The sequence below is a fragment of the Caulobacter sp. S45 genome (assembly GCF_903642205.1).
Classification (GTDB): domain Bacteria; phylum Pseudomonadota; class Alphaproteobacteria; order Caulobacterales; family Caulobacteraceae; genus CAHJWH01.
The window spans coordinates 1-24,809 of the sequence record NZ_CAHJWH010000030.1 but is presented as its reverse complement, the minus strand read 5'-3'; the positions used below and the strand labels follow the sequence as shown (position 1 = coordinate 24,809).

Here is a 24,809-nt window from a genome sequence, read left to right as displayed (position 1 = left end):
CACGGCGGAGAGCGGGCCGTGTTCGCCTTCCTCCCGCGCGAGGTGAAGGGCGTCGGCCGCCGCGTCGCCCAGCTCGCCTACTGCGCCGACACCTCAAGCTTCACCCGCTTCGCCGGGCCGCTGGGCCGCTGGCTGCTGGCGCAGGGGCTGCCTCTGGTGATCCTGGATGCACAGGGACCGGCGCCGGGCCTCGTAGGGCGGTTCTTCAAGGATCGGGCGCCAAAGTATTTCCGCGGCGCCCACGCGCCGCGCCTGAACGACCTCGCCTATACCGAGGCGGTGCTGTTCGGGGCCTGAGAACTGCCGCGGAGAGACGCACCCATGGACTGTGCAGCATCGATCGGCCGCACCGTGGGCCAGGCGCTGGTGGACCAGCTGGTCATCCAGGGTGTGCGCCACGTCTTCTGCGTGCCCGGCGAGAGCTACCTGTCGGTGCTGGATGCCCTGCGCGACAGCCCGATCACCGTCACGGTCTGCCGCCACGAAGGCGGCGCTGCGATGATGGCGGACGCGGTCGGCCGGGCGACCGGGACGCCGGGCGTGGCCATGGTCACCCGCGGCCCGGGGGCGAGCAACGCCATGGTGGGCGTGCACATCGCCCATGAGGACAGCTCGCCCATGATCCTGTTCGTGGGCCAGGTGGACGAGGGCTTCCGCGACCGCGGCGCCTGGCAGGAGATGGACCTGCGCGCGAGCTTCGGCGGCGTCTCCAAATGGGTTGGAGAGCTGGACGATCCGGGGCGCGTCGGGGAGGTGATGGCGCGCGCCTTCTCCACAGCCATGTCCGGACGCCCGGGCCCTGTAGTCGTCGGCTTGCCGCGAAACGTGCTCGCCCAGGCCGACCGCTCTACCGACGGCCACCCGGTACGCCCGGTCGAGGCCGGTCCGGACGCCGCGGCCCTGGCCGAACTGCAGGCCATGCTCGCCGAGAGCCGCCGTCCCATCGTGATCGTCGGCGGCAGCCGCTGGGACGAGGCCAGCCGCGCCGCCCTGCACCGCTTCGCCGAACGCTTCGCCCTGCCGGTCGCCACCAGCTACCGCCGTGGCCACCTGTTCGACGCCTGGCACCCGAACTACGCAGGCGACCTCGGCCTTGGCGCGAGCCCGAAGCTGGTGGCCCGGGTCAAGGCGGCGGACCTGGTGCTGCTCGTCGGCGGCCGTATGGGCCAGGTGCCGGCCCAGGGCTACACGCTGCTGGACATCCCCGCGCCCCAGACGCGGCTGGTGCACATCCACTCCGATCCGGACGAGCTCGGCCAGCTCTATCAGCCGACGCTCGCCATCCCTGCCAGCCCCCGCCGCGCCGCGCCTGCGCTGGCCGCCTTGGCGCCGCCGGCGCAGATCGGCTGGGCGGGTCAGGCGGCGACCGCTCATGCGGACTACTTGGCTTGGTCGCAGGTGGCGACGCCCCAGCCCGGCGAGGTCAACCTCGGCGAGGTGATGGTCTGGCTGCGCGAGAACCTGCAGCCCGACGCCATCCTGTGCAACGGGGCGGGCGGCTATGCGGCCTGGCTGCACCGCTTCTACCGCTTCCGCGAGCTGAACAGCCACATCGCCCCGGCCTCGGCCACCATGGGCTATGGGCCGCCCGCCGCCATCGCCATGAAGCGGCTGTACCCGGACCGGCAGGTGGTCTCGCTCAGCGGCGACGGCGACTTCCTGATGAACGGGCAGGAATTCGCCACCCAGGTCCAGTACGGCCTGCCCATCGTCAACCTGGTGGTGGACAATGCGAGCTACGGCTCCATCCGCCTGTTCCAGGAGCGCGAGTTCCCCGGCCGCGTGGTCGCCACGGACCTGAAGAACCCCGACTTCGCCGCCTACGCCCGCGCCTTCGGCGGATTCGGCGCGACGGTGGAGCGGACGGCGGACTTCGCCGAGGCGTTCCGCGCGGCGGAGGCGTCTGGATGGCCGGCCATCGTGCACATCAAGGTGGACGTGGAGTGCATGTCGCCGGGCGCGACGCTGAGCGAGGTGCGGGAGAAAGCGCTGGCTGCGCGCTAGGCGCTGGCCGCTATGCTCTGGAACAGGATCGCGCCATCCGCTGAGCCGAGCTCCGGCTCGAACGCGCGGTCTGGATGGGGCATGATCCCAAGCACGTTGCCGTGGGCGTTGACGATGCCGGCGACGCCGCGGCTCGAGCCATTGGGGCTATCCAGGTAGCGGAACACCACCTGGCCTTCGCCCTCCAGCCGGTCCAGCGTGTTTTCGTCGGCGAAGTAGTTGCCCTCGCCATTGCCCACCGTCATCACCGCCTCCCGCCGCTCGCCAAAGCCTGAGCTGAAGCGGGTCTGGGCGTTCTCGATGCGCAGGGCCACGGGCTTGCAGACGTACTTCAGCGCGGCGTTGCGCAGCAGGGCGCCGGGCAGCATCCCCGCCTCGCACAGCACCTGGAACCCGTTGCACACCCCCACCACCGCCACGCCGCGCTCGGCCGCCGCCTTCACCGGCGCCATCACCGGTGACAGCGCCGCCATTGCCCCGCAGCGTAGATAGTCGCCGTAGGAGAAGCCGCCGGGCAAGACGATCAGGTCCAGCCTGTCCGGCAGCGTCCTCTCCCCATGCCACACCATCTGCGCCCGCTCGCCGGTGGAGCGCTCGATGGCCACCGCACAGTCCCGGTCGCAGTTGGAGCCGGGGAAGACCACGACGGCGGAGTTCATCGGAGCGTCTCCTTGAAGATCGGTGTGAGGTCCGACCAGTCCTCCACGCGGAATGCTCGGATGTCTGTCACGGCCTCCGCAAACCAGTTCAGCGCTCTCAGGTCGTCGATGGCTCGGTACACTAGGCCAAGATCGTGCTGGTTGGTCACGTAGACGCTTTGTTGCACTCGTCGAAAGCTCAAGGCGTGCAGGGTGCGCTCCACATCTCGATAGGCCTGCTGAAATCCCTTCGGGTGGACCGCCTCCAGGGTTCTCAGGTTGAGGTCGAAAGCGATCGCATACATCAGGCCAACGGATCGAGCTCGACGCTGGCGCGGGGAAGATCAATAAGGTCATCCTCATCAATCATCCGGATTTTCACACGCTCTGAACCGACCTCCACAACCTCGTAGACGGGCCCGATCCCTGCGATGCGCCGGAATCGGTGTGCGCCCGCGAAGGCGTCGTCCCGCTTGAACTCCGCCGCCTCTTCCGCCACGCCGCCCATCAGCCGATCTCCACGCGGTAGCCTTCGATCACCATGTTGGCGAGCAGCCGTTCGCACATCGACCGCACCCTCGCCTCCGCCTTGTCGCGGGGCTCTTCGGCCAGGTCGAAGGCGATGGTCTTGCCGACCCGCACCTCGGCCACATCGTGGAAGCCCAGGCCATGCAGGGCGCCCTCGATGGCCTTGCCCTGCACGTCGAGCACGCCGGGCTTCAGGAACACCTCAACCTTGACCTTCATCGGGCGGCCCGCATCAGGCGACGCCTCCCTCGATCACCCTCGGCATCTCCTTCATAATGCCGAGCCGGCGCGCCACCTCGGTATAGCTCTCGATCACGCCGCCCATGTCGCGGCGGAAGCGGTCCTTGTCGAGCTTCTCGTTGGTGGTGGCGTCCCACAGCCGGCAACTGTCCGGGCTGATCTCGTCGGCCAACAGCACCTTGGAGAAGTCGCCCTCCCATACCCGCCCGTACTCGATCTTGAAGTCCACCAGCGTGATGCCGACGGCGCTGAACATGCCCGACAGGAAGTCGTTCACCCGCAGGGTCAGGGCCAGCATGTCGTCGATCTCCTGGGTCTGAGCCCAGTTGAAGGCGGTGATGTGCTCCTCGGTCACCAGCGGGTCGTTCAGGGCGTCGTTCTTGTAGTAGAACTCGATGATCGAGCGGGGCAGCACCTGGCCCTCGGGCAGGCCCAGCCGGGTGGACATGGAGCCCGCGGCGATGTTCCTGCACACCACCTCCAGCGGGATGATCTCGACTTCCTTGATCAGCTGCTCGCGCAGGTTCAGCCGGCGGATGAAGTGGTTCTGCACGCCGATGGTGTTCAGCCGCGTCATCACGTATTCGGAGATGCGGTTGTTGATCACTCCCTTGCCTTCCAGCACCGCCTTCTTCTGGGCGTTGAAGGCGGTGGCGTCGTCCTTGAAGTATTGGATCAGAGTGCCGGGCTCGGGTCCTTCATAGAGAATCTTGGCCTTGCCTTCGTAGATCTTCTTGCGGCGGGTGGTCATCAGGGTCGCTTCCCAAAGGGGCGGCCACGGGCGCGGGGACGAGGCGCGCGCGATCGCCCGCGCTCAACGGTCCCGGCCGCGACTCCGTTGTCATATAGGGCGATCCGCCGGGCTTAGGAACGTGTTTCCTGTCCGGGGCCCGCCACACGCGCCAGCTTGCGGCCGTGTATGTCACCCTTCATCTCTTGCAAAGGCGCGACGCTTAAGGCTCCTGGCCCGCTGGCTTTGCCCTGATGGGCGCGCGGAGTAGATCACGAGCATGGCGAGCGCCGATCGCCCCACGGGCCGGTCTGGCGGCGGCGGGACCGGCGGACGTCCGCCGCCGCGCCAGCCTGCGCCCTCCGGACCGCCCCGCCGGTCCTTGGCTAACGCCCTGGTCTACTGGGGCGTGGTGCTGGGCGTCTGGGTGCTGATCTTCATGGCCGCCTTCGTGCTGGTCTTCTCCCGTGGCCTGCCCGACACCTCCAAGCTCTACGACATCCACCGCCAGCCCTCGATCAGCTATCTGGACAGAAACGGCGCCCTGCTGTCGGTGCGCGGCAGCCAATACGCGCCGCCGGTCGACATCGACTCGCTCCCCGCCTACGTCCCCGCCGCCTTCGTCTCGGTCGAGGATCGGCGCTTCTACCAGCACTGGGGCTTTGACCCCGTGGGCATCGGGCGCGCCGTGGTGGCCGACATCCACCGGGGCCACGCGGCGGAGGGCGCCTCGACCATCACCCAGCAGCTGGCGCGCAACCTGTTCCTGACGCCGGACCAGAACATCAAGCGCAAGGTGCAGGAGCTGCTGCTGGCCGTGTGGCTGGAGCACCAGTATTCCAAGAAGCAGATCCTGGCCCTCTATCTCAACCGGGTTTATTTCGGCGCGGGCGCCTACGGCATCGAGTCCGCGTCGGAAACTTTTTTCAACAAGCCAGCCTCCAAGCTCTCCATCGGGGAGGCGGCGCTGCTCGCCGCGCTGCTGAAGTCGCCCACCCACTATTCGCCGGTGAACGAGCAGGAGCGCGCAGGACGCCGCGCGACCATCGTGCTGGACAAGATGGTCGAGACCCACGCCATCACCGCTGAGCAACGCGACGAGGCCCTGTCCCATTCGGTGCGGGTGTCTCCGGCGCTGGCCACCCAGCACGCCCAGTACTTCGTGGACTGGGTGGACGCCCAGGTCCGCAAGCTGGTCGGCCAGCCCACGACCGACCTGATCGTGGAGACCACGCTCGACCTGCCCATCGACACAGCGGCCGAGGCGGCCGCGCGTTCGGTTGTGGAGCGCAACGCCCATCTCGGCGTTCAGCAGGCCGCCGTGGTGGCCCTGGACGGGAGCGGGCGCGTGCGCGCCCTGATCGGCGGCGTCAGCTATGCAGACAGCCAGTTCGACCGCGCCATCGATGCGCGCCGCCAGGCCGGCTCCGCCTGGAAGCCCTTCGTCTACCTGACCGCGCTCGAGAACGGCCGCACCCCCGAGACGATGGAGACCGACGAGCCGGTGACCATCGACGGCTGGACCCCGCACAATTTCGAGCCGGAGTATCTCGGCTCCATCACCTTGGCCGAGGCGCTGCAGCGCTCCATCAACACCGTCGCCGCCAAAGTCGCCGACCAGGTCGGGCGCGACAAGGTGGCCGACACTGCGAGGAAGCTCGGCATCACCTCGGAGATCAATACCGACCCGGCCATGGCGCTCGGCACCAGCCAGGTCAGCCCGCTGGAGATGGCCCAGGCCTATGACAGCTTCGCCAATGGCGGCTATGGCGTGCAGGCCTACGCCATCGAGCGCATCCGTACTCGTGACGGCAAGGTGCTCTACGAGCACCCCGCCCCCTCTCGCGATCAGGTGGTCCCCGAGCCGCAGCTGGACCAGCTCGTCGGCATGATGCGCAAGGTGCTGGTGGCGCCAGGGACGGGCACGCACGCGGCGATCGGAGGCTACGATCTGGCTGGCAAGACCGGCACCACCAGCGACTTCCGCGACGCCTGGTTCGTCGGCTACACGGGCGGCTTCGTGGCGGCGGTGTGGATCGGCAAGGATGACGATACCCCCATGCACCACGTCACAGGGGGCTCGGCCCCCGCCGACCTCTGGCGCCAGTTCATGGCCGCCAGCCTGCCGCGCCTGAAGGTCCAGTCCATCCCGACGGGGCAGGGTGCACCGGCGCCTGCGGCCACCGACGACAATCCCGTAGACGATCTGCTCGGCAACACGGCGGGGCTGAGCCAGGGCCAGCCGGATGCGGATGACAACGCCGGCCGTCAGGGCGATGGGGACCCGTACGGAGACCGCCGGACTGCGCCGCCTCCAGCCGTTCCGTATTGAGGCCTTGCCGCCCGCTGGGAGGAGGGGGCTATGGGTGCGAGCTGGTCGGGCGATCGTTTCCTTGGAGCCCGGTCACCCGTGCACCAAGCTCTTGAGGCCGACGCGCCTATCCTGCTGATCCATGGGAAAGACGATACTGTCGTCCCTATCACCGAAAGCGAGAATATGGACGCTGCCCTCAGCAGGGCGAATAAGGTCCACAGCTTCGTCAGGCTCAATGGCGAGGATCATGGGTTGTCGAGCCCAGGCACGCGGACGCAGATGCTGGAGGCGGCCGTCGACTTCGTCGTGGCTCACGATCCGCCAGCCTGAGCGATCATTCCATCGAACATGTCTTTCAGCGGGTCCGAGATGCGGGCGCTTGGTATTGAAGGCGTGGTCACGCTGATCTACCCTCCCCTCGTGTCTCCTGGTCACGTGAGCGGCGTCATGTTGTATCCGGCCAATAGAGCCGTACTCTGAGGTTCTGGTAGGCGCGGATCAGGTCCTGGGTCTCTCCTTGCCGGCCAGAGGGTCGGCCGACCGTCCCTCCATGCCGCGGCTCTCCCCTACGCCATCGCGTTCGCGGCGCATCGGCGTCTCGGTCAGGCCGTCGTAGAAGTAGCTCACCGGCACATCCAGCACCTGCGCGAGCTGCCACAGCCGCGCCGCGGAGATGCGGTTTGCGCCGCATTCATACTTCTGGATCTGCTGGAAGCGGATACCCACGCCCTCGGCAACCTGCTGCTGGGTCAGGCCGAGAAGGCGACGACGCCGCCGCAGGCGCTTTCCCAGGTGAAGGTCGATATCGTCGCCCATGGCGGCCCCTCGCAACGAACGATGTCCCAAGCTGGGACGGTTGCGGGTTTCAGGGGCAAGGCGCGTGCCGGGATCACGCTTCGGGGGAAGACGGCCGGTGACCTACATCGGCCGCCGGCCACTCGTCACGTCAGTGCGGTCCAGCGGAGGGGCTTACGCCGGGATTGGTCGAGCCGGCGCCAGGCGTCGTCGAGCCCATGCCCGTGGATGCGGATCCCATGCCAGGGGACATGGAGCCCATGCCTGTGGCGCCGTTCATGCTGTTCGGGCCGCTGGCGGCTGACGGCGAACCCGCCGAGTTCTGCATCCCAGCGCCGCTGTTGCGCCCTATGCTGGAGCCGCTGCCCGTGGTGGTGGCCTGAGATGGGTTGGCGCTGGCGGCTCCGGTGCTTGCAGGCGAAGTCGCGGCGCCTTGGCCGCCCATGCCGGTTGACCCGGTCCCCATGGTCTGAGCGAGGCCGGCCGAGGCGCTCAGGGTCAAGGCGACACCGGCGATCAGGATCGTTTTCATGCTGTCCTCCACTGTATGGATTACGATCTCCGGATGATCGAAGACCGCTCTCTTGCAGAGTTTAACCGGCGATGGCGTGCAGAAGTTGCGCAGAAAAGGCGCGACGACGCCTCAGTCCGCGCGGACCTTCTTCTTCCGGAAGGAGGGGTTCAGCACCTGTTTGCGCAGGCGGATGGCCTTGGGCGTGACCTCCACCAGCTCGTCCTCATCGATGTAGGCGATCGCCTGTTCGAGGGTGAGCCGTCGGGGCGGCGTCAGGCGGATGGCCTCGTCCTTGCCGGATGCGCGGACGTTGGTCAGCTGCTTGGCCTTCATCGGATTGACGTCCAGGTCGTCGGCCCGGGCGTTCTCACCGATGATCATGCCCTGGTAGGTCTTCTCGCCGGCGCCCACGAACATGACGCCCCGCTCTTCCAGGTTCCAGAGCGCATAGGAGGCGGTCTCGCCGTCGGAGTTGGAGACCAGCACGCCCTTGGCGCGCCCGTCGATGGCGCCCCGGTGCGGCTCGTAATGGGAGAAGACGCGGTTCAGCACGCCGGAGCCGCGGGTGTCGGTCAGGAACTCGCCCTGGTAGCCGATCAGGGAGCGCGACGGGCTTTCCAGCGTGATGCGGGTCTTGCCCGTGCCCGACGGGCGCATGTCCTTCAGGTCGGCCTTGCGGGCGGACAGCTTCTCGATGACGACGCCGGAGAACTCGTCGTCCACGTCGATGACCACCTCCTCGATGGGCTCCAGCCGCTCGCCGCTCTCCTCGTCGGTGCGATAGACCACTCGGGGGCGGGAGATGGAGACCTCAAAGCCCTCGCGCCGCATGTTCTCGATCAGCACCCCGAGCTGCAGTTCGCCGCGGCCCGAGACCTCGAAGGCGTCCTTCTCGGCGGTCTCGGCCACCTTGATGGCCACGTTGGACTCCGCTTCCTTCAGCAGGCGGTCGCGGATCACGCGGCTCTGCACCTTGCTGCCGTCCTTGCCGGCCAGCGGAGAGTCGTTGACAGTCACCGTCATGGAGATGGTCGGCGGGTCGATGGGCTGGGCCGGCAGGGCCTCGCTCAGCGAGATGTCGCAGAGCGTATCGGCCACCGTCGCCTTGGAGAGGCCCGCCACGGCCACGATGTCGCCGGCCTCGGCCACGTCGATCGGCTGGCGCTTCAGGCCGCGGAAGGCGAGGATCTTGGTGATGCGGCCGCGCTCGATCTCCACGCCGTCGCGGTTCAGGGCCTTGATGGCCATGCCGGGGGTCAGCTTGCCGGCTTCCACCCGGCCGGTGAGCAGGCGGCCCAGGAAGGGATCGCTCTCGATCAGCACCGCCAGCACCTGGCCGGGTTCGTCCACCCGCGCCACAGCCTTCGGCTCGGGCACGTGGCGGACGATCAGGTCGTAGAGCGGCGCCAGGCTGTCGGACGCATCGGCCATGTCGAGCTTGGCCCAGCCCTGCTTGCCCGAGGCGTAGACGTGTGGGAAGTCGAGCTGGTCGTCGGTGGCCCCGATGCTGGCGAACAGGTCGAAGGTCTCGTTGAGCACCCGGTCCGGATCGGCGTGCGGGCGGTCGATCTTGTTCAGCACCAGGATGGGCTTCAGGCCGAGCTTCAGCGCCTTGCCGAGCACGAACTTGGTCTGGGGCATGACGCCCTCTTCGGCGTCCACCAGCAGCAGGCAGCCGTCGACCATGCCCAGGATCCGCTCCACCTCGCCACCGAAGTCGGCGTGGCCGGGCGTGTCGATGATGTTGATGCGCGTCTCGCCGGCCTCCCCGTGCCACAGCACGCTGGTGGCCTTGGCCAGGATGGTGATGCCGCGCTCGCGCTCCTGGTCGTTGCTGTCCATCGCCCGCTCCACCGTCGCCTCGTTGGCTCGGAACACGCCGGACTGGGCCAGGAGCGTGTCCACCAGGGTGGTCTTGCCGTGGTCGACGTGGGCGATGATGGCGATGTTGCGTAGCGACATGGGGTAACGGCGTCCGGGAGGGCGCGCTCAGCGAAAGCCTGATGCGGGCGGGGAGGGTGCGGGGGACTTTTACGCAACTGCGGAGGCTTGCGCCAGGGCTGTGCGGCCGCAGCACGGATGTGGGGAGTGGACGGCGCGGTTAAAGCCTGCGGTCGGGCCTTTGGGCTGCACTGGAAGCCTCGGATGAATACGCCTAGTGTCCGCCGCTTCCCTGTCCAATCGGATCACGCCTGCTGATGTCGACGCCGCTGCGTCATTACCTCGATTTCGAACGCCCGGTCGCCGAGATCGAGGCCAAGCTAGACGAACTGTCCAAGCTGTCCGTCTCGCACGACCCCGGCGTATTCGATGCGGAGATCGAGGCGCTGCGCGGCCGCGCCGAGCGCTTCCGCCGCGACGTCTTCGCCCGGCTCGATCCCTGGCAGAAGACCCAGGTGGCGCGTCATCCCGATCGGCCGCACCTGCACGACTATTTTCGCGCCCTGGTCGAGGACTTCGTCGAGCTGCGCGGGGACCGCGTCTATGGCGATGACCAGGCGGTGGTAGGCGGTCTCGGCCGGTTCCGCGGGAGGCCCGTGATGGTGATGGGCCACGAGAAGGGCGCCGACACCGAGACCCGGCTGAGGCACAACTTCGGCATGGCCCGGCCGGAGGGCTATCGCAAAGCGGTGCGCCTGATGGACATGGCCGAGCGGTTCGGCCTGCCGGTCCTGACCTTCGTGGACACCGCCGGCGCCTATCCGGGTGTCGGCGCGGAGGAGCGCGGCCAGGGAGAGGCCATCGCCCGCTCCACCGAGCGGGGCTTGACCCTGGGCACGCCCATGATCGCCACGATCACTGGCGAGGGCGGTTCGGGCGGGGCGCTGGCGCTCGCGGGGGCCAACAAGGTGCTGATCCTGGAGCACTCCATCTATTCGGTCATCTCGCCTGAAGCCGGAAGCTCGATCCTGTTCCGCGACCGGGCCCAGGCTGCGCACATGGCCAGGTCCATGAAGATCACCGCCCAGGATCTGATCGGGCTGAAGATCGTGGACCGGATCATTCCGGAGCCCTCCGGCGGCGCCCATGCCGACCCGGCTGCGGCCATGGCGGCGGTGGGGGATGCGTTGGAGGAGGAGCTGAAGGCGCTGTCCAGCCTGACGCCCGAGGCTCTGCGCCAGCAGCGCGCCGGACGGTTCTACGCCATCGGCCGCAATCTCGGTTGAGCACGCGCGTCCGTTTTCCCCCACGAGGTGGGGGAGAGCGGTCCAGGCGCTAGAACGGGATGCGGGTCCCGTCGTAGGCGTAGAACCCGCCGCTATCGCACGGGCCAAGCCCGTCGAGCACCGCCAGCATCCGCTCCGCGGACTCGTGCGGCGTGAACAGCTTGCCGGCAGCCACGTTGCGTTGGAAAGGGCGGCTGAGGGCGGTGTCGACAGTGCCGGGGTGCAGCGCGACGCAGATGGCCAGGGGGCGGGTGCGGGCGAGCTCGACGGCAAGGCTGCGCACCAGCATATTCAGCGCCGCCTTGGACGCGCGATAGCCGTACCAGCCGCCCAGTCGGTTGTCCTCGATGCTCCCCACCCTCGCCGACAGGGCGGCGAACGTCGCCGGCCGGCGCTTCGCCAAGCGCGGGAGGAAGTGCTTGGCCAGCAGAGCCGGGCCGATGGTGTTGACCTCGAAGCTGCGGGCCAGAGCCTGCGGGTCCAGCGCGGTGAAGCTTCGCTCAGGCGACATGCCCTCGCCCGACAGGCGCCCGGTCGCCACGATCACCAAGTCGATCTCACCCTGCACCTGATCGGCGGCCGCAGCGACGCTCGCCTCCTTGGTGATGTCGATCGACCCCGTCAGTGCTCCCGACGGCGGCGGGATCGCCTGCGACCGGGAGAAGGCATGGACCCGCCCGCCTCGGGCCAGCAAGGCCGAAGTCAAGGCGCCGCCCAGCCCGCCACTGCCGCCGAACACCACCGAGGTGTGGGGGCCGGTCTCGTGCGCCGCCTCGCTCACGCTGGTCTTGTTAAGTCTGATCGCCACCGCCTTGCCGGTTGCTGCAGTTCATAGCAGTTTGACGCTTTTGTCAGCACGGGACATAAATTTTGTCGTCTTCGCAGAAATGCATTCCCGGTAAGCGCCTTTGGTATTACACATTGGAAATGGAAGACCGCCGCAGAGCGGGCTCCGCACGAGGAGACGACGCAGATGGTTTCGGCCTTAAGCCTTGCAGGGGCGATCAGCGCTGTTGCGGCGGTCGCAATCCCAGTCACCCACATGCTGGTCTTCGGAGCCTTCGGCTTCTTCGGCATCTAAGCTGGGCGAGGTTCAGCAGGCGATTGGCGGCATGGGCCTGAGCCCGGCCGCATATCGTCTCCAATTTTGGACGTAGTGAGCCGCCCCGGCCGCAAGCTGGGCGCGGCTCGGGTCGTCCAACGTGCGCACCACCCGGCCGGGTGCGCCGAGCACCATAGCACCGTCGGGAATGACCTTGCCCTCGCCGATCAAGGCCTTGGCGCCGATCAGGCAGCCCCGTCCGATGCAGGCGCCGTTCAAGACCACCGCACCGATTCCGATCAGGCTGCCGTCGCCCACTTGGCAGCCGTGCAGCATGGCCAGGTGGCCCACCGTGACGTCGCGCCCGAGCGTCAATGGCGAACCCATGTCGGTGTGCAGCACTGCGCCATCCTGGACGTTGCTGTTCTCGCCAATGACGATCGGCTCGTTGTCGCCGCGCAGCACCGCGCCGAACCAGACGCTGGCGTTCTCCCGCAGGATGATGCGCCCCACCAGGACAGCGTTGGGCGCGACCCAGAAGCGGCCGGATGCGGGCGTCTCTACCACCACGCCATCCAGCGAATAGAGGCTCACGCGCCTTCGCCGAAGGGGTGATCGGTCAGCTGCTGGGACACCTCCCACAGGCGCGCGGCCGCCGCGGGGTCGGCGGCGTGCTTGGCGATGCCGGCGCGTCCGGGCGGCCCCTTCATCTCCATCATGCCCGTCGGGCCCCAGTAGCTGGCCGGGGGCGCGTCGGGCGAGGTGGCGGCGAGCAGGGTGGGCTGGGCGCCCTCCGCGGCGCCCTGGGAGATGGCGCGTTCCGCCGCCCTCAAGAGGGGCGTGACGAACTTGGACTGGTCCTCCGGCTTGAACAGGTTGGTGCGGGCGAAGCCTGGATGGGCGGCCACGCTCAGAAGGCCCCAGCCATGCCAGTCGCTGCGCCGCTGCAGCTCCTGGGCGAACAGCAGCATGGCGAGCTTGGACTGGGTGTAGGCCTTGAACGGCCCGTACTTCTTGTCGCCTTGCAGGTCGTCAAAGTCGAGGCGGCCCATCTTGTGGCCGTTGCTGGACAGGCTCACCACCCGGGCGTCCTTCGCGGCCCGCAGCGCGCCGAGCAGCGAGCCCGTCAGCACGAAATGGCTGAGATAGTTGACCCCGAGCTGGGACTCGAAGCCCTGCGTGGTCTTGGACTTCGGCACGCCCATGATGCCGGCGTTGTTGATCAGGATGTCCACGCCCTGGGCGCCCGCCCGCTGGGCGAGGCTGCGGACGGTGGCGAGGTCTCCCAGCTCCACCGATTCGAAGGTGACGTCCGCGCCGGGCTGCTCGTCGCGGATGCGCTTCAGCGCCGCCTCGCCCTTGCTCGCATTGCGGCCAGCGAGGAGCACCCGGGCGCCGCGGCGGGCAAGTTCGCGAGCGGTCTCAAATCCCAGCCCGTCGGTGGCGCCGGTCACCAGCGCCGTGCGCCTATGCATGTCTGGGATGTCGGCCAGCGTCCAGGTCATGGGGACCTCCTTTCAGCTCGGTGCGCCTGCCCGGCGAGGGCGCTCAGGTCGCCGTCTCGGCCAGCGCTCTGAGCGTCTGTTGCTCTATTTCGCCGAGTTCCGCCAGGGTCTCGGTCACGGCGGCGCGCGTCTTCTCCAGTTCTTCGATGCGGTGGCGGACGCGGGCGAGCAGCTGACGTCTCTGCTCCACATGGGTGGGGTCGTGATCGTAGAGGTCCAGGAACTGCTTGATGTCGCGCAGCGAAAAACCCAGCCGCTTGCCTCGCAGGATCAGCTGCATGCGCGCCAGCTCGCGGCGGGTGTAAACCCGCGTTGCGCCCGCCCGAGCGGGGGAGATCAGCCCCTTGTCCTCGTAGAAGCGGATGGCCCGCGCGGTGACGCCAAGCTGCTCGGCCAATTCTGTGATGGTCAGCAGGCGCGCGGTCAGGTCTTCAGCCGCCTGCGCGATCGCCATGCCAGTCCTCCCTCGATTGCTGAGCGCAAGGACTTTGCGCGACAGCCCCTTCGCCCGCAACGTCTGGCGGTTCACGCAGCGGCGGCTGAGCGTTTAGCGGCCTCTTCCGCGACCAGCTCCTTTTTCGAAAGCTTACCGATCATGGTCCGCGGGAGCTCGTCGCGGATCTCGATCTCGCGCGGCATCTCGATCTTGTTGAGGTGCTCGGCGAGGAAGGTCTTGATCTCCTCCGGCGTCGCGGTCTGGCCGTCCTTGAGGGTGACGAAGGCCTTGGGCGCCTCGCCCCGGTACTTGTCCGGCACGCCGATGACGGTGACGTCCCGGATCGCGGGGTGCTGGTAGATCGCCTCCTCGATCACGCGCGGATAGACGTTGTAGCCGCCGGCCAGGATCAGGTCCTTCTTGCGGTCCACCAGGAACAGGAAGCCGTCTGCATCCATGTAGCCGACATCGCCGGTGCGGAGCGCCCCGTCCACGAAGACCTCCTCGGTCTCCTTGGGCCTGTTCCAGTAGCCGCACATCACCTGCGGGCCGCGAATGCAGAGCTCGCCCTTCTCGCCTGGGGCCAGAACACGCTGGGGGTCTTCCGTGTCGCGGATTTCGACGGTCGTGCCGACCATCAGGACGCCGACAGAGCCGGCCTTGCCGGGGCCGTGCAGCGGGTTGGTGCTGACCACCGGCGAGGTCTCGCTGAGGCCGTAGCCCTCCACCACGGTGCAGCCGGTCAGCTGCTCGAACTTCGCCTTCACCTCCACTGGCAGCGGCGCGCCGCCGGAGATGCAGTACTGCAGCGAACTCAGGTCCCCGCGGAGCTTGGCGGGAGTGTTGTTGATGGCGCTGTAGATGGTCGGCACCGCCGGGAAATTAGTGACCTTGCGGCTGCGGATGGTCTTCAGCGTCGTCGCCAGCTCGAAGCGCGGCAGCAGCACCAGCTCCGCGCCGATCGCCACGCCGTAGTTCAGAACGTAGGTCAGAGCGAAGACGTGGAACAGCGGCAGCACGCCGATGATCCGCTGGCCGGTCTCGATTTCTCCGACATGGTGGATCACCTGGGCGCAGTTGGCGGTGAGATTGGCGTGGGTCAGGGTAGCGCCCTTGGGCTGGCCCGTGGTGCCGCCGGTGTACTGGATCACGGCCACGTCGCCAGGATCGACCTTGGGCAGGGTAGGGGCGGTGCGGTCGGAGATCAGCTCGAAATAGCCCACGTGCAGGGCGTCGCCCCGCCAGCGGCCGACATCGCCACGCTTGAACAGCGAGAACAGCAGGCTCTTGCCGGGCGGCAGGGCCGCGGCGAAGGGGCAGACCACGATCTTCCGCAGCCCAGCGCCTGCCGCGACCTTGGCCAGCTTGCCCTGGATCATGGCGAGATCGACGGTGATCATCACCGAGGTGCCGGAATCCTTGATCTGGAACTCCAGCTCGCGCTCCACATAGAGCGGGTTGTAGTTGACGATCACCGCGCCGAGCTTCAGCGCTGCGAAGTAGAAGATCGGGAAGTAGGGCGTGTTGGGCAGACATAGCCCCACCCGATCACCCGCCGTCACCCCTAGCGTCTGCAGCCCCTGCGCCGCCCGGGTGATCAGGTCGCCGAGCTGGCGATAGGTGTGGCGGCGGCCCATGAAGTCGAGGGCCCAGGCGTCAGGCGTGCGCGCGACCGTCTTGTCCAGCAGCGCCGGCACCGGACAGGTGGGGATGGTGTCCGGACCCGCCCCCTGGGCGGTCTCGACGAAGCTGCTGGCGGACGATGGCATGAGACGTGACCTCCAGTGGACGGCGGCGCGTGGAGCCTCGGCCTCCACGCGCGCCACCTCGTTCGCTTGGTTCAGAAGTAGAAGCGGCCGCCTACCGACATGGTTATGGCGTTGGCGTTCACCTCGCCCTGAATGTTCACCGGCACCTCGATGAGAGGCGAGATGTTGCCATACTCGCTGGCGTTGCGGTTGATGTGGGAGGGGATGAAGTCGATGTAGGATATCGCCCCATCGAGCACGAGACGCGGTGTCGCCTTGTAGGAGTAGCCGCCGGCGATCAGAAAACGATCGCCATCTGGCACGCGGGCGTCGCGTCCGTCATCGGGGGTGGGCGTGGGATCGTACTGCACGCCGCCGCGCACCGTCAGCTTCTTGGTCACCGCATAGTCGAAGCCGACCGCCCCGTTGGTGGTGTCGTGGTAGTTCTGCAGCTGGTTCGGCAGCAGGCCGCCGGGGCTGTTCAACGCAATCTGCTGGAACTCGCCCCAGCCGGTCCGAACGCCCTGGCCCTCCACGGCCAGTCGGTCGGTCACCTGCAAGCGGACGCCGAAGGTCGCAGCCCAGGGCGTGTTGAAGCTGGCCGAGGCCCGGCTGTCGCCGTTGGCCAGCGCTAATAAGCCCTGCAAGCCCATGATGTTGGCGTCGCCCTCCAGGGTGTGCTTGATCTTGGAGCGATAGGCGCCGCCGAGGGTCACCGCATCGGTCGGGTGCAGCTGTACGCCGACATTGTAGCCCACGTCCCAGCCGTTGCCGCGCAGGTTCCCCCGCCCGTCCGGGACGCCCGCGGTCGACTGGGGCAGGGCGTTGGTCAGGAGGGCGTCGGTGTATTCGATGTTCGGACCGGCCCCGATACCCAGCCAGCGCACGGGGCGCCAGGCCAGGGTCGGCTGGAGGTCGATGGTGGTCAGGCGCGTAGTCAGGGCGCTGTAGCGGGCGAAGCTGTCGGTGTCGTACTTGGTGGCGAAGCTGAACGGCGACGTGATCGCCAGGCCGATCGACCACTGGTCGTTGATCCGCAGCGCGCTGGCCGAGGCCGGGATGACGCCGAGCTCCACCGGCTTGAAGGTGGTCGGCTCACCCGAGACGGGCCGGGTCACGCCTCCTTGAGTGATGGTGGAGCCGCTGTCGCTGACCCGCGAGGTGGTGAAGATCGGGGTGAGGCTGCCTGAGATCTCGCTGGAGGTGATGCCGGCAATGGCGGCCGGATTGTACCATAGCGACTCCGCGCCCGTGTCGGCCGCCTCTCCCGAGAAGGCGCGGCCGGAGGCCTTGGTGGACTGGTCCTCCAGGTAGAAGCCGGCGGCATGGGCCTGGCCGGCCAGGGTCAGGGCGGCGAGGCCTGCAATCACGCCGCGCTTCGAGATTTCGGATGGCGGATGCAATTTCAAATCCTCCCGCAACGCGCCATGGCCCGATCAAGGCCGGACTGCGACATTCCAGCGCATTCAGGCGCTATTTTGCGGCCGCTCCTATCCGGCCATCTCTCGCTAGCGTCAAGCGTTTGGCGCGAAATCCTGAGATTGCTGACAAGCGCACCTAAGCTGCAACAGCTATGCTGACAGGAGTGTCAAAAAGCCTTCCTCCTGCAGGCGCTTGAGTTGCAAATGCCGCGCATCGCTGCTATCTGTAGGGCTCGCTTTACGTATAGGTGAACCGCGTGCGGCCGCGCGCGGGATCACGGGAGACCGGACGCATGACCAACGTGGTGATCGCGGGCTACGCCCGTTCGCCGTTCCACTTCGCGGGCAAGGGCGAGCTGGCCCGGGTGCGCGCCGACGACCTCTGCGCCCAGGTGATACGCGAGCTGATCGTGCGCACCAAGGTCAAGCCCGAGGACATCGAGGACATCGTCGTCGGCTGCGCCTTCCCCGAGGGCGAGCAGGGGCTGAACGTCGCCCGCATGATCGGGCTTCTGGCTGACCTGCCGCTGCAGGTGGGAGGCATGACCATCAACCGGTTCTGCGGCTCGTCCATGTCCTCGGTCCACACCGCGGTCGGCCAGATCGCCATCGGCGCCGGGGACGTGTTCATTGCCGCGGGGGTGGAGAGCATGAGCCGGGTGCCCATGGGCGGCTACAACCCCCTGCCTAACCCCGAGCTGGCGCGCACCTCAGCCGCCTATATGAGCATGGGCGAGACGGCTGAGAACGTCGCCCGCCGCTACCAGATCCCCCGCGCCACCCAGGAAGCCTTCGCCGTCCGCAGCCAGAAGCTGGCCTCGGAGGCCCAGGCCGGCGGCCGTCTGGACGCCGAGATCGTGCCGATCAAGACCAAGGCCGGTCTGGTCAGCAAGGATGGCTGCATCCGTCCCGGCACCACGGCCGAGGCGCTGGCCGGGCTGAAGCCCGCCTTCGACAAGGAGGGATCGGTCACCGCCGGCACCTCTTCGCCCCTGACCGACGGCGCCTCGGCGGTGCTCGTGTGCAGCGAGGACTATGCCCGGGCGCACGGCCTGGACATCCTGGCCCGGATCAAGAGCGTCGGCGTCGCCGGCTGCGCGCCGGACGTCATGGGCCTGGGCCCCATCGGCGCGTCCAAGAAGGCGCTGGACCGGGCGGGCGTCACCGTGGGCCAGCTGAACGTGGTGGAGCTGAACGAGGCCTTCGCCAGCCAGGCCCTGGCCTGCGCCCAGGAGCTGGGCCTCAACGCCGACACCATCAACCTGGACGGCGGCGCCATCGCGCTCGGCCATCCGCTCGGCGCGACCGGGGCGCGCATCGTCGGCAAGGCGGCGAGCCTGCTGAAGCGCGAGGGCGGCCAGTACGCGCTGGCCACCCAGTGCATCGGCGGCGGCCAGGGCATCGCCACCGTGCTGGAGGCCGTCTGACCTATGGCTGAGATCAAGAAGGTCTGCGTCATCGGCGCGGGCGTCATGGGCGCCGGCATCGCGGCGCAAGTCGCCAACAGCGGGACGCCCGTCCTGCTGCTCGACATCGTCAAGCCAGGCCAGAACGATCGCGACGCGGTCGCCAAGGGCGCGGTCGCTACGATGCTGAAGACTGAGCCCGCCCCCTTCATGTCCAAGGCCGCCGCCAAGCTGGTGGAGACCGGCAACATCGAGGACCACCTGGACAGGGTAGCCGAGTGCGACTGGGTGCTCGAGGCGATCATCGAGCGGCTGGACCTGAAGCAGTCGCTCTACCAGCGGCTGGACAAGGTGCGCCGGCCGGGCACGGCGATCAGCTCCAACACCTCCACGATCCCGCTCGGCAAGCTGACCGAGGCCATGTCCGAGGGGTTCAAGCGCGACTTCCTGATCACCCACTGGTTCAACCCGCCGCGCTACATGCGCCTTTTGGAGGTCGTGACCTCGTCTGAGACCGACCCGGCGCTGGCCGACAAGGTCGCCGCCTTCTGCGACCTCAAGCTCGGCAAGACGGTGGTGCGGGCCAAGGACACGCCGGGCTTCATCGCCAACCGCATCGGCACCTTCTGGATGCAGCAGGCGGTGGTCCAGGCCATGGAGGCCGGGCTGACCATCGAGGAGGCCGACGCGGTGATGGGCAAGCCGCTCGGCTTCCCCTCCACCGGCGTGTTCGGCCTGCTGGACCTGGTGGGGCTCGACCTGATGCCGCACATCAACGCGTCGATGAAGGCGACCCTGCCCCCCGATGACGCCTTCCACGCCACGGCCCGCGAGCTGCCCCTGATCGAGAAGATGATCGCCGACGGCTATACGGGCCGCAAGGGCAAGGGCGGCTTCTACCGGATCAACAAGACGGCCGGGAAGGTGAAGGAGTCCATCGGCCTGGTCACCGGCGAATACCAGCCTTCCAGCAAGACCACCCTGCCCGCCGCCGCGTCCAAGGACGCCCGCGCCCTCATGGCCTCAGGCGACAAGTTCGGCGCCTACGCCTGGAGGGTCATGGGTCCGACCCTGGCCTACGCCGCCAGCCTGGTGCCGGCGATCAGCGACAACATCCTGGGCGTGGACGAGGCCATGCGGCTCGGCTTCAACTGGAAGTGGGGACCTTTCGAGCTGCTCGACAAGCTCGGTCCCAAGACGGTCGTCGACCGTCTGAAGGCCGAAGGCGCCGCGATCCCCGAGATGCTCGCCAAGGTGGGCGAGGGGACCTTCTACAGGATAGAGGACGGCCGGCGCCTGGCGTTAGGGACTGATGGCGCCTACACGCCGGTGGCCCGTGCGCCCGGCGTGCTGAGCCTGGAGGACATCAAGCTCGCCTCCCAGCCGGTGCTGAAGACCGCCTCGGCTGCGGCCTGGGACATCGGCGACGGGGTGCTCTGCGTCGAGTTCACCGGCAAGATGAACGCCTTCGACGAGACGGTGATGGACCTGCTGACCAAGGCCGTCGCCCTGGTGAAGAAGGACTACAAGGCGCTGGTGGTCTATACCGACGCGCAGAACTTCTCCGCCGGCGCCAACCTCGGCCTGGCCCTGTTCGCCGCCAACATCGCCGCCTGGGGCGAGGTGGAGCGGCTGATCGAGACCGGCCAGCGCACCTTCAAGGCGCTGAAGTACGCGCCCTTCCCAGTGGTGACCGCGCCCGCAGGGCTCGCGCTCGGCGGCGGCTGCGAGATCTGCCTGCAGTCCGACGCCATCGTCGCCCATGCCGAGACCTATATGGGCCTGGTGGAGTGCGGCGTCGGCGTGCTGCCGGGATGGGGCGGTTGCGGCGAGATGATCCAGCGCGGCGTCACCAGCCCCATAACGCCCAAGGGCCCGATGCCGGCGGTCGCCAAGGCGTTCGAGACCATCTCCACCGCCAAGGTCTCCAAGTCGGCTGCCGAGGCGCGCGAGCTGATGTTCCTGCGCCCCGCCGATCAGATCGTCATGAACCGCGACCGCCTGCTGTTCGACGCCAAGGCGCGCGCGCTGGAGCTGGCGGTGGACTACGCGCCACCGCCGAAGCCCGAGTTCCGCCTGCCCGGCGAGTCCGGCAAGGTGGCCATGGAGGGCGTGGTCGCCGGCTACCGCAAGACGGGCGTCGCGACGCCGCATGACGTGGTGGTGGCGGACGCGCTGGCCACCGTGCTCTCCGGCGGCGAGGCGGACCTTGTGGACATCGTCTCGGAAGACAAGATGCTGGAGCTGGAGCGCACCTCGTTCCTCCGCCTGCTCAAGACACCCGCCACCCTGGCGCGGGTCGAACACATGCTCGAAACCGGCAAGCCGCTGAGGAACTAGCTTACACTGAACGCCTGATCCGGCCTCATCCTGAGCTCGTCGAAGGACGAGGCCACCCCACCGCCTTGCCATACCTCGTCCTTCGACAAGCTCAGGATGGGGTGAATGTGACGTCCCGCTCGAACACAGGTCCCACCCGCCATGCAGACCTACAACGCCCCCCTCCGCGACATGCGCTTCGTGCTGCACGAGCTGCACGGCTACGACCGGCTGAACGCCTATCCGAAGTTTGCCGACGCCACCCCCGACCTAGTGGACAGCGTGCTGGAGGAAGCGGCCAAGCTCGCCACGGAAGTCATCCTGCCCACCAACATGGTCGGCGACCAGGAGGGCTGCGTGCTGGAGAACGGGGTGGTGCGCACCCCCACCGGCTACAAGGCGGCCTACGACACCTTCCGCGACGGCGGCTGGCCTTCGCTGGCCTTCGAGCCGGAGTGGGGTGGCCAGGGCCTGCCCGAGAGCGTCAGCAAGATGGTTGAGGAGATGCTCTCCGCCGCAAACGTCGCCTTCGGCCTCTATCCCGGCCTGACCCAGGGGGCCATCCGGGCGCTGCAGTCGCACGCCAGCCAGGAGCTGAAGCAGACCTACATGCCCAAGATGGTCGAGGGCGTGTGGTCCGGCGCCATGTGCCTGACCGAGGCGCACTGCGGCACCGACCTTGGCCTGCTGCGCACCAAGGCCATGCCAAACGGTGACGGCAGCTATCGCCTGGACGGATCGAAGATCTTCATCTCGGCCGGCGAGCACGACCTGACCGAGAACATCATTCATCTCGTGCTGGCCAAGCTGCCGGATGCGCCGGCGGGCACCCGGGGCATCAGCCTGTTCGTGGTTCCCAAGTTCATCCCGACCGAAGACGGCAGGCCCGGTCCGCGCAACGGCGTGGTCTGCACCGGCATCGAGCACAAGATGGGCTTGAAGGGCTCCGCCACCTGCCAGCTGACCTTCGAGGACGCGCGCGGCTGGCTGGTCGGCGAGCCGAACAAGGGCATGGCGGCCATGTTCACCATGATGAACGCAGAGCGACTGGGCGTCGGCATCCAGGGTCTGGGGATCAACGAGGCCGCCTATCAGGCTGGCGTCGCCTACGCCAAGGACCGGCTTCAAGGCCGCTCGCTCTCCGGCGCCAAGCGGCCCGACCTGCCCGCCGACCCGATCATCGTGCACCCCGACGTGCGCCGGATGCTGATGACCATGCGCGTCTATGCCGAGGGCTGCCGTGCGGTCGGCGGCTGGGTGGCCCAGGCCATGGACGTGGCCGAGGCCAGCGAGGACCCTGTCGAGAAGCTGGCGGCGGAGGACTTCGTAGCCATCATGACGCCGGTGGTTAAGGCGCTGTTCACCGATATGGGTTCGGAGGCCGCCAACCTGGCCGTCCAGGTCTATGGCGGCCACGGCTACATCCGCGAGCACGGGGTTGAGCAGTACGTCCGCGACGCCCGCATCGCGCAACTGTACGAGGGCACCAACGGCATCCAGGCCATGGACCTGGTCGGCCGCAAGCTCGGCGCGCACATGGGCCGGTACCTGCGCGGCGTCTTCCACCCAATCGCGGAGTTCATCGCCGCCAACAAGGACGACGCCGCAGTCGGCAAGCTTGTCAACAAACTCGAGCAGGCCTTCGGTGCGCTGCAGCTGACCACGGGCGATCTGGTCCAGCGATCCATGAAGGACCCGGAAGAGGCGGGTGCGGCGGCGGTGGACTACCTGCGCATGCTCGGCCTGGTCGCCATGGGCTACATGTTCGTCAAGTCCGCCAAGATCGCCGCCGACAAGGCGCCCACCGCCAACGGCGACGCCGGCTTCTACGAGGCCAAGCAGGCCAGCGCCCGCTTCTTCGTGGACCGTGTTCTGCCCCAGGCGACGGGCCTGTTCCTGACGCTGAAGTCCGGCAAGGCGGCCATGATGGCCATGCCGCAAGAGGCATTCTAGAACGTCTTTCCCCCTCCTTCCTTAAGGGGACCAAGCCTCAGGGTGGGGGCGAGCCGATTGCAGGCCGCTTTCAGCCGCTGCGGCCGCCCAGCGCCTTAAGGTCGTCGTCTGTGGGTTTGGAGACCAGGACAATGTCGGTGGCGCGACGCCATTCGGGAGTGTTCTGGTGCAGGTGTTCGCGGGCGCGTAGCGCGAAGATGCGCGCCTGGACGTAGTCGCCGGCGGAGAAGCGCTCCTCCGCCGTAGACAGGCGCGCCATGCCCTCGTCTCCCTTGGAGTCATAGGCCTGCGCCAGCAGGCGGTAGGCAAAGCTGTCGCCGCCGTCCAGATCGTCGCGGTCCAGCGAGATCGCGCGGCGCAGGTGCAGGACCGCTCCATCCATCTTGGCGGGATCATCCTGGGCTACCATGGCCTGCGCCAGATTGATCCGCAGCAGCGGCGCATCGGGCTTCAGGTCCACGGCGTGCTGGTGAGCAGCCTCGGCCTCCTTGGTGCGGGCGGCCTCGAAAAGCACCTGGCCCTTGAGCTCCCACAGGTAGGGATTGTTGGGATAGTCGTGGAGCAGGGCGTCGATGTCGCTGAGCGCCCGTTCGGTCTCCGTCTCGCGGTAGTAGGCGATGGCGCGGGCATAGCGGGCGACGAAGGAGTGGTCGTCGTCCTTGTACTTGAAGAAGGCCGTCTGCGCCGGCTCGGTGAAGCCGACCAGCTTGGCCTTCATGATCTCGTGGTCGGCGACTATCTCGGGAGAGTCGACGGCGGCCCAGTGCGGCTGTTCCATGGCCCGCTTGCGCAGCAGTTCGATACGGTCGCTGGTCAGGGGGTGGTCGTCGAACCACTTGTAGCGCCGTGTCTCCTCAAAAATCTCCTGGTAGCGGAACTCGTCGAAGAAATCGACGAGGCCCTTGGCGGACTGGCCGCTCTTCTCAAGGTAGGTGATCCCGGCTTGGTCAGCTCGGGCCTCCTGCTCACGCGAATAGCCGGCGGCGCCGAGCGCCCCGAAATACTGCGAGGAGCCCATCAGCGCTCCGGCGGCGTCTCCCGCGCCGGCGGCTGCCGCCAGCACGCCCAGCGCCATGGTGAGGATGAAGGGCACCATGCCCGCCTTCTCCTCCTCGCCGACCCGGGCGGCGTGGTAGCCGGCGGCATGGCCGGTCTCGTGGGCGATGACGCCGATCAGCTCGTTGGGGTTGTCGGTCTTCTCGATGAGGTCGGTGCCGATGAACAGCAGGTGGTTGCTGGCGGCCGCCGCATTGAACATGTGGGTGACGATCACGATCGTCACGTCCTTGGGTTCGAGACCGGCCGCCCGGAACACCGGGTCGAATTCCTTGTGCAGGATGGCGTTGATTTCGGTGTCCAGGATGACCTGCTGGTCATTGCTAGACGAGTCCATATTGCTCTGAGCCTGCGCCATGGGCGCAGCAATCAGGGTCCCGGCCGCCACCAGGCTGAAGGCGGCGTGGGCCACCCCGCGCAGGCGGCGGTGCATGTTGAACCGGCGGGTCGGCGGGGCTGCGCTCATGGAAGCGGAGGACTCCGGCAGTGGTCGGCTGGCGTGGCCAGCCCGTTGTCCCCCGACCCCATGACCTTAGCGCCTCACCCCCGGCGACGCCACCAGCCGCGTCTCGGGGCCGCAGCCTGGCCGGTGATCTCGTTGGGATCGGGCTCGGCCGGGGGAGGGGGCTCGACGGCTTCGAGTTCGACCGGCGCAGGCTCCGCCGGCACAGGTTCCAGCGGTGCGGGCTCCACCGGCCCGGGCTCCACCACCGCAGGGGTTCCGGACGGCTCAAGGCCCTCCACCTCGCGCACGGTCTCAAGCACGTTCGTCCCGCCTTCGTTCGCGGCGAAGGGTTCGGCGGCGGCGAGCGGCTCCGCCTCCGGCGCAGCCTCAACGGCGGTCGGCGCCTCTTCCATCGGCACATCGAACGCCATGGGCGCTTCGCTGGCGCCAGGCTCGACGGGCTCTTCGCTCAGCCCGGCCTCAGGCGCGGCGGCGACAGCCTCGCCGCCCTCGCTGGCGACGACGTCATCGGCGCGGGGCGTCTCGTC

General features: G+C 68.0%; 23 protein-coding genes and 1 pseudogene. 8 read left to right on the top strand and 16 right to left on the bottom strand.

The genetic code is table 11. The features are described from left to right. Both HUV06_RS05295 and HUV06_RS05290 read left to right on the top strand, forming a co-directional pair. Positions 1 to 297 (top strand): hypothetical protein (locus HUV06_RS05295; RefSeq protein ID WP_217433640.1); only part of this gene is annotated, 297 nt, incomplete at its 5' end. 24 nt (positions 298 to 321) lie between these two features. Further along, entirely contained in the window at positions 322 to 2,004 is a 1,683-nt protein-coding gene (locus HUV06_RS05290) for a thiamine pyrophosphate-binding protein (protein ID WP_174300228.1), read from the top strand. On the opposite strand, the gene purQ is transcribed toward HUV06_RS05290, so the two are convergent. The 5 genes from purQ to purC are packed head-to-tail and all read right to left on the bottom strand — an operon-like array spanning position 2,001 to position 4,161. Beyond that, positions 2,001 to 2,663 carry a phosphoribosylformylglycinamidine synthase subunit PurQ gene (purQ, locus tag HUV06_RS05285; protein WP_174300227.1) on the bottom strand — a complete coding sequence of 221 codons (663 nt, stop codon included), beginning with the start codon at positions 2,661 to 2,663 and terminating at the stop codon, positions 2,001 to 2,003. The two genes, HUV06_RS05290 and purQ, sit on opposite strands and share 4 nt — an antisense overlap. Further along, positions 2,660 to 2,947, bottom strand: coding sequence for a virulence factor (locus HUV06_RS05280; protein ID WP_174300226.1), 288 nt, complete (start codon positions 2,945 to 2,947; stop codon positions 2,660 to 2,662). The genes purQ and HUV06_RS05280 overlap by 4 nt, the downstream gene beginning before the upstream one ends. After that, entirely contained in the window at positions 2,947 to 3,150 is a 204-nt protein-coding gene (locus tag HUV06_RS05275) for a hypothetical protein (RefSeq protein ID WP_174300225.1), read from the bottom strand. Before HUV06_RS05275 ends, HUV06_RS05280 begins: the two co-directional genes overlap by 1 nt. After that, on the bottom strand, positions 3,150 to 3,389 hold the full coding sequence (gene purS, locus HUV06_RS05270) for a phosphoribosylformylglycinamidine synthase subunit PurS (RefSeq protein WP_174300224.1): 240 nt from the start codon (positions 3,387 to 3,389) through the stop codon (positions 3,150 to 3,152). The genes HUV06_RS05275 and purS overlap by 1 nt, the downstream gene beginning before the upstream one ends. 13 nt (positions 3,390 to 3,402) lie before the next feature. Further along, a complete protein-coding gene (gene purC, locus HUV06_RS05265; protein WP_174300223.1) occupies positions 3,403 to 4,161 on the bottom strand; it encodes a phosphoribosylaminoimidazolesuccinocarboxamide synthase in 759 nt (252 codons plus the stop codon). Between the two features lie 259 nt (positions 4,162 to 4,420). Between purC and HUV06_RS05260 the strand changes: the two genes are divergently transcribed. Together HUV06_RS05260 and HUV06_RS16600 are read left to right on the top strand one after the other, a co-directional pair. Then, positions 4,421 to 6,472 (top strand): transglycosylase domain-containing protein, encoded by a 2,052-nt coding sequence (locus tag HUV06_RS05260; protein ID WP_174300222.1) that lies wholly within the window; start codon positions 4,421 to 4,423, stop codon positions 6,470 to 6,472. 30 nt (positions 6,473 to 6,502) lie between these two features. After that, positions 6,503 to 6,784, top strand: coding sequence for a prolyl oligopeptidase family serine peptidase (locus HUV06_RS16600; protein ID WP_174300221.1), 282 nt, complete (start codon positions 6,503 to 6,505; stop codon positions 6,782 to 6,784). Between the two features lie 168 nt (positions 6,785 to 6,952). Here HUV06_RS16600 and HUV06_RS05250 read toward each other — a convergent pair whose 3' ends face one another. From HUV06_RS05250 to typA, 3 genes are all read right to left on the bottom strand, one after another. Continuing rightward, on the bottom strand, positions 6,953 to 7,270 hold the full coding sequence (locus tag HUV06_RS05250; protein WP_174300220.1) for a helix-turn-helix transcriptional regulator: 318 nt from the start codon (positions 7,268 to 7,270) through the stop codon (positions 6,953 to 6,955). Positions 7,271 to 7,400: 130 nt separating this feature from the next. Then, positions 7,401 to 7,781, bottom strand: a complete 381-nt coding sequence (locus tag HUV06_RS05245) for a hypothetical protein (protein ID WP_174300219.1) — start codon at positions 7,779 to 7,781, stop codon at positions 7,401 to 7,403. Between the two features lie 111 nt (positions 7,782 to 7,892). Further along, positions 7,893 to 9,725, bottom strand: coding sequence for a translational GTPase TypA (gene typA, locus HUV06_RS05240; protein WP_174300218.1), 1,833 nt, complete (start codon positions 9,723 to 9,725; stop codon positions 7,893 to 7,895). 236 nt (positions 9,726 to 9,961) lie between these two features. Here typA and HUV06_RS05235 point away from each other — a divergent pair, with 236 nt between their 5' ends. Next, entirely contained in the window at positions 9,962 to 10,930 is a 969-nt protein-coding gene (locus tag HUV06_RS05235; protein ID WP_174300217.1) for an acetyl-CoA carboxylase carboxyltransferase subunit alpha, read from the top strand. A gap of 49 nt (positions 10,931 to 10,979) precedes the next feature. On the opposite strand, the gene HUV06_RS05230 is transcribed toward HUV06_RS05235, so the two are convergent. The 6 genes from HUV06_RS05230 to HUV06_RS05205 form a co-directional block, all read right to left on the bottom strand. Beyond that, positions 10,980 to 11,738: an SDR family NAD(P)-dependent oxidoreductase gene (locus HUV06_RS05230; protein WP_254600888.1), complete on the bottom strand. Its 759-nt coding sequence runs from the start codon at positions 11,736 to 11,738 to the stop codon at positions 10,980 to 10,982. Between the two features lie 285 nt (positions 11,739 to 12,023). Continuing rightward, entirely contained in the window at positions 12,024 to 12,566 is a 543-nt protein-coding gene (locus HUV06_RS05225; RefSeq protein WP_174300216.1) for a gamma carbonic anhydrase family protein, read from the bottom strand. Then, entirely contained in the window at positions 12,563 to 13,477 is a 915-nt protein-coding gene (locus tag HUV06_RS05220; RefSeq protein WP_174300215.1) for an oxidoreductase, read from the bottom strand. Before HUV06_RS05220 ends, HUV06_RS05225 begins: the two co-directional genes overlap by 4 nt. Positions 13,478 to 13,520: 43 nt before the next feature. Further along, a complete protein-coding gene (locus HUV06_RS05215; RefSeq protein ID WP_174300214.1) occupies positions 13,521 to 13,931 on the bottom strand; it encodes a MerR family DNA-binding transcriptional regulator in 411 nt (136 codons plus the stop codon). Between the two features lie 71 nt (positions 13,932 to 14,002). Then, the gene (locus tag HUV06_RS05210) at positions 14,003 to 15,682 is read right to left on the bottom strand and encodes a long-chain fatty acid--CoA ligase (RefSeq protein ID WP_174300213.1); all 1,680 of its coding nucleotides are present in this window, start codon (positions 15,680 to 15,682) and stop codon (positions 14,003 to 14,005) included. Positions 15,683 to 15,753: 71 nt separating this feature from the next. Beyond that, positions 15,754 to 17,064, bottom strand: coding sequence for an OmpP1/FadL family transporter (locus tag HUV06_RS05205; RefSeq protein WP_174300212.1), 1,311 nt, complete (start codon positions 17,062 to 17,064; stop codon positions 15,754 to 15,756). 311 nt (positions 17,065 to 17,375) lie between these two features. Between HUV06_RS05205 and HUV06_RS05200 the strand changes: the two genes are divergently transcribed. From HUV06_RS05200 to HUV06_RS05190, 3 genes are all read left to right on the top strand, one after another. Beyond that, positions 17,376 to 18,509 (top strand): thiolase family protein, encoded by a 1,134-nt coding sequence (locus HUV06_RS05200; protein ID WP_174300211.1) that lies wholly within the window; start codon positions 17,376 to 17,378, stop codon positions 18,507 to 18,509. A gap of 3 nt (positions 18,510 to 18,512) precedes the next feature. Continuing rightward, positions 18,513 to 20,828, top strand: coding sequence for a 3-hydroxyacyl-CoA dehydrogenase/enoyl-CoA hydratase family protein (locus HUV06_RS05195; protein ID WP_174300210.1), 2,316 nt, complete (start codon positions 18,513 to 18,515; stop codon positions 20,826 to 20,828). Between the two features lie 141 nt (positions 20,829 to 20,969). Beyond that, the gene (locus HUV06_RS05190) at positions 20,970 to 22,760 is read left to right on the top strand and encodes an acyl-CoA dehydrogenase C-terminal domain-containing protein (protein WP_174300209.1); all 1,791 of its coding nucleotides are present in this window, start codon (positions 20,970 to 20,972) and stop codon (positions 22,758 to 22,760) included. Positions 22,761 to 22,830: 70 nt separating this feature from the next. Here HUV06_RS05190 and HUV06_RS05185 read toward each other — a convergent pair whose 3' ends face one another. Further along, positions 22,831 to 24,282 (bottom strand): M48 family metalloprotease, encoded by a 1,452-nt coding sequence (locus HUV06_RS05185; protein ID WP_254600887.1) that lies wholly within the window; start codon positions 24,280 to 24,282, stop codon positions 22,831 to 22,833. Between the two features lie 74 nt (positions 24,283 to 24,356). Beyond that, positions 24,357 to 24,809 (bottom strand): annotated as a pseudogene (locus HUV06_RS05180) (ribonuclease E/G); the annotation flags it as partial.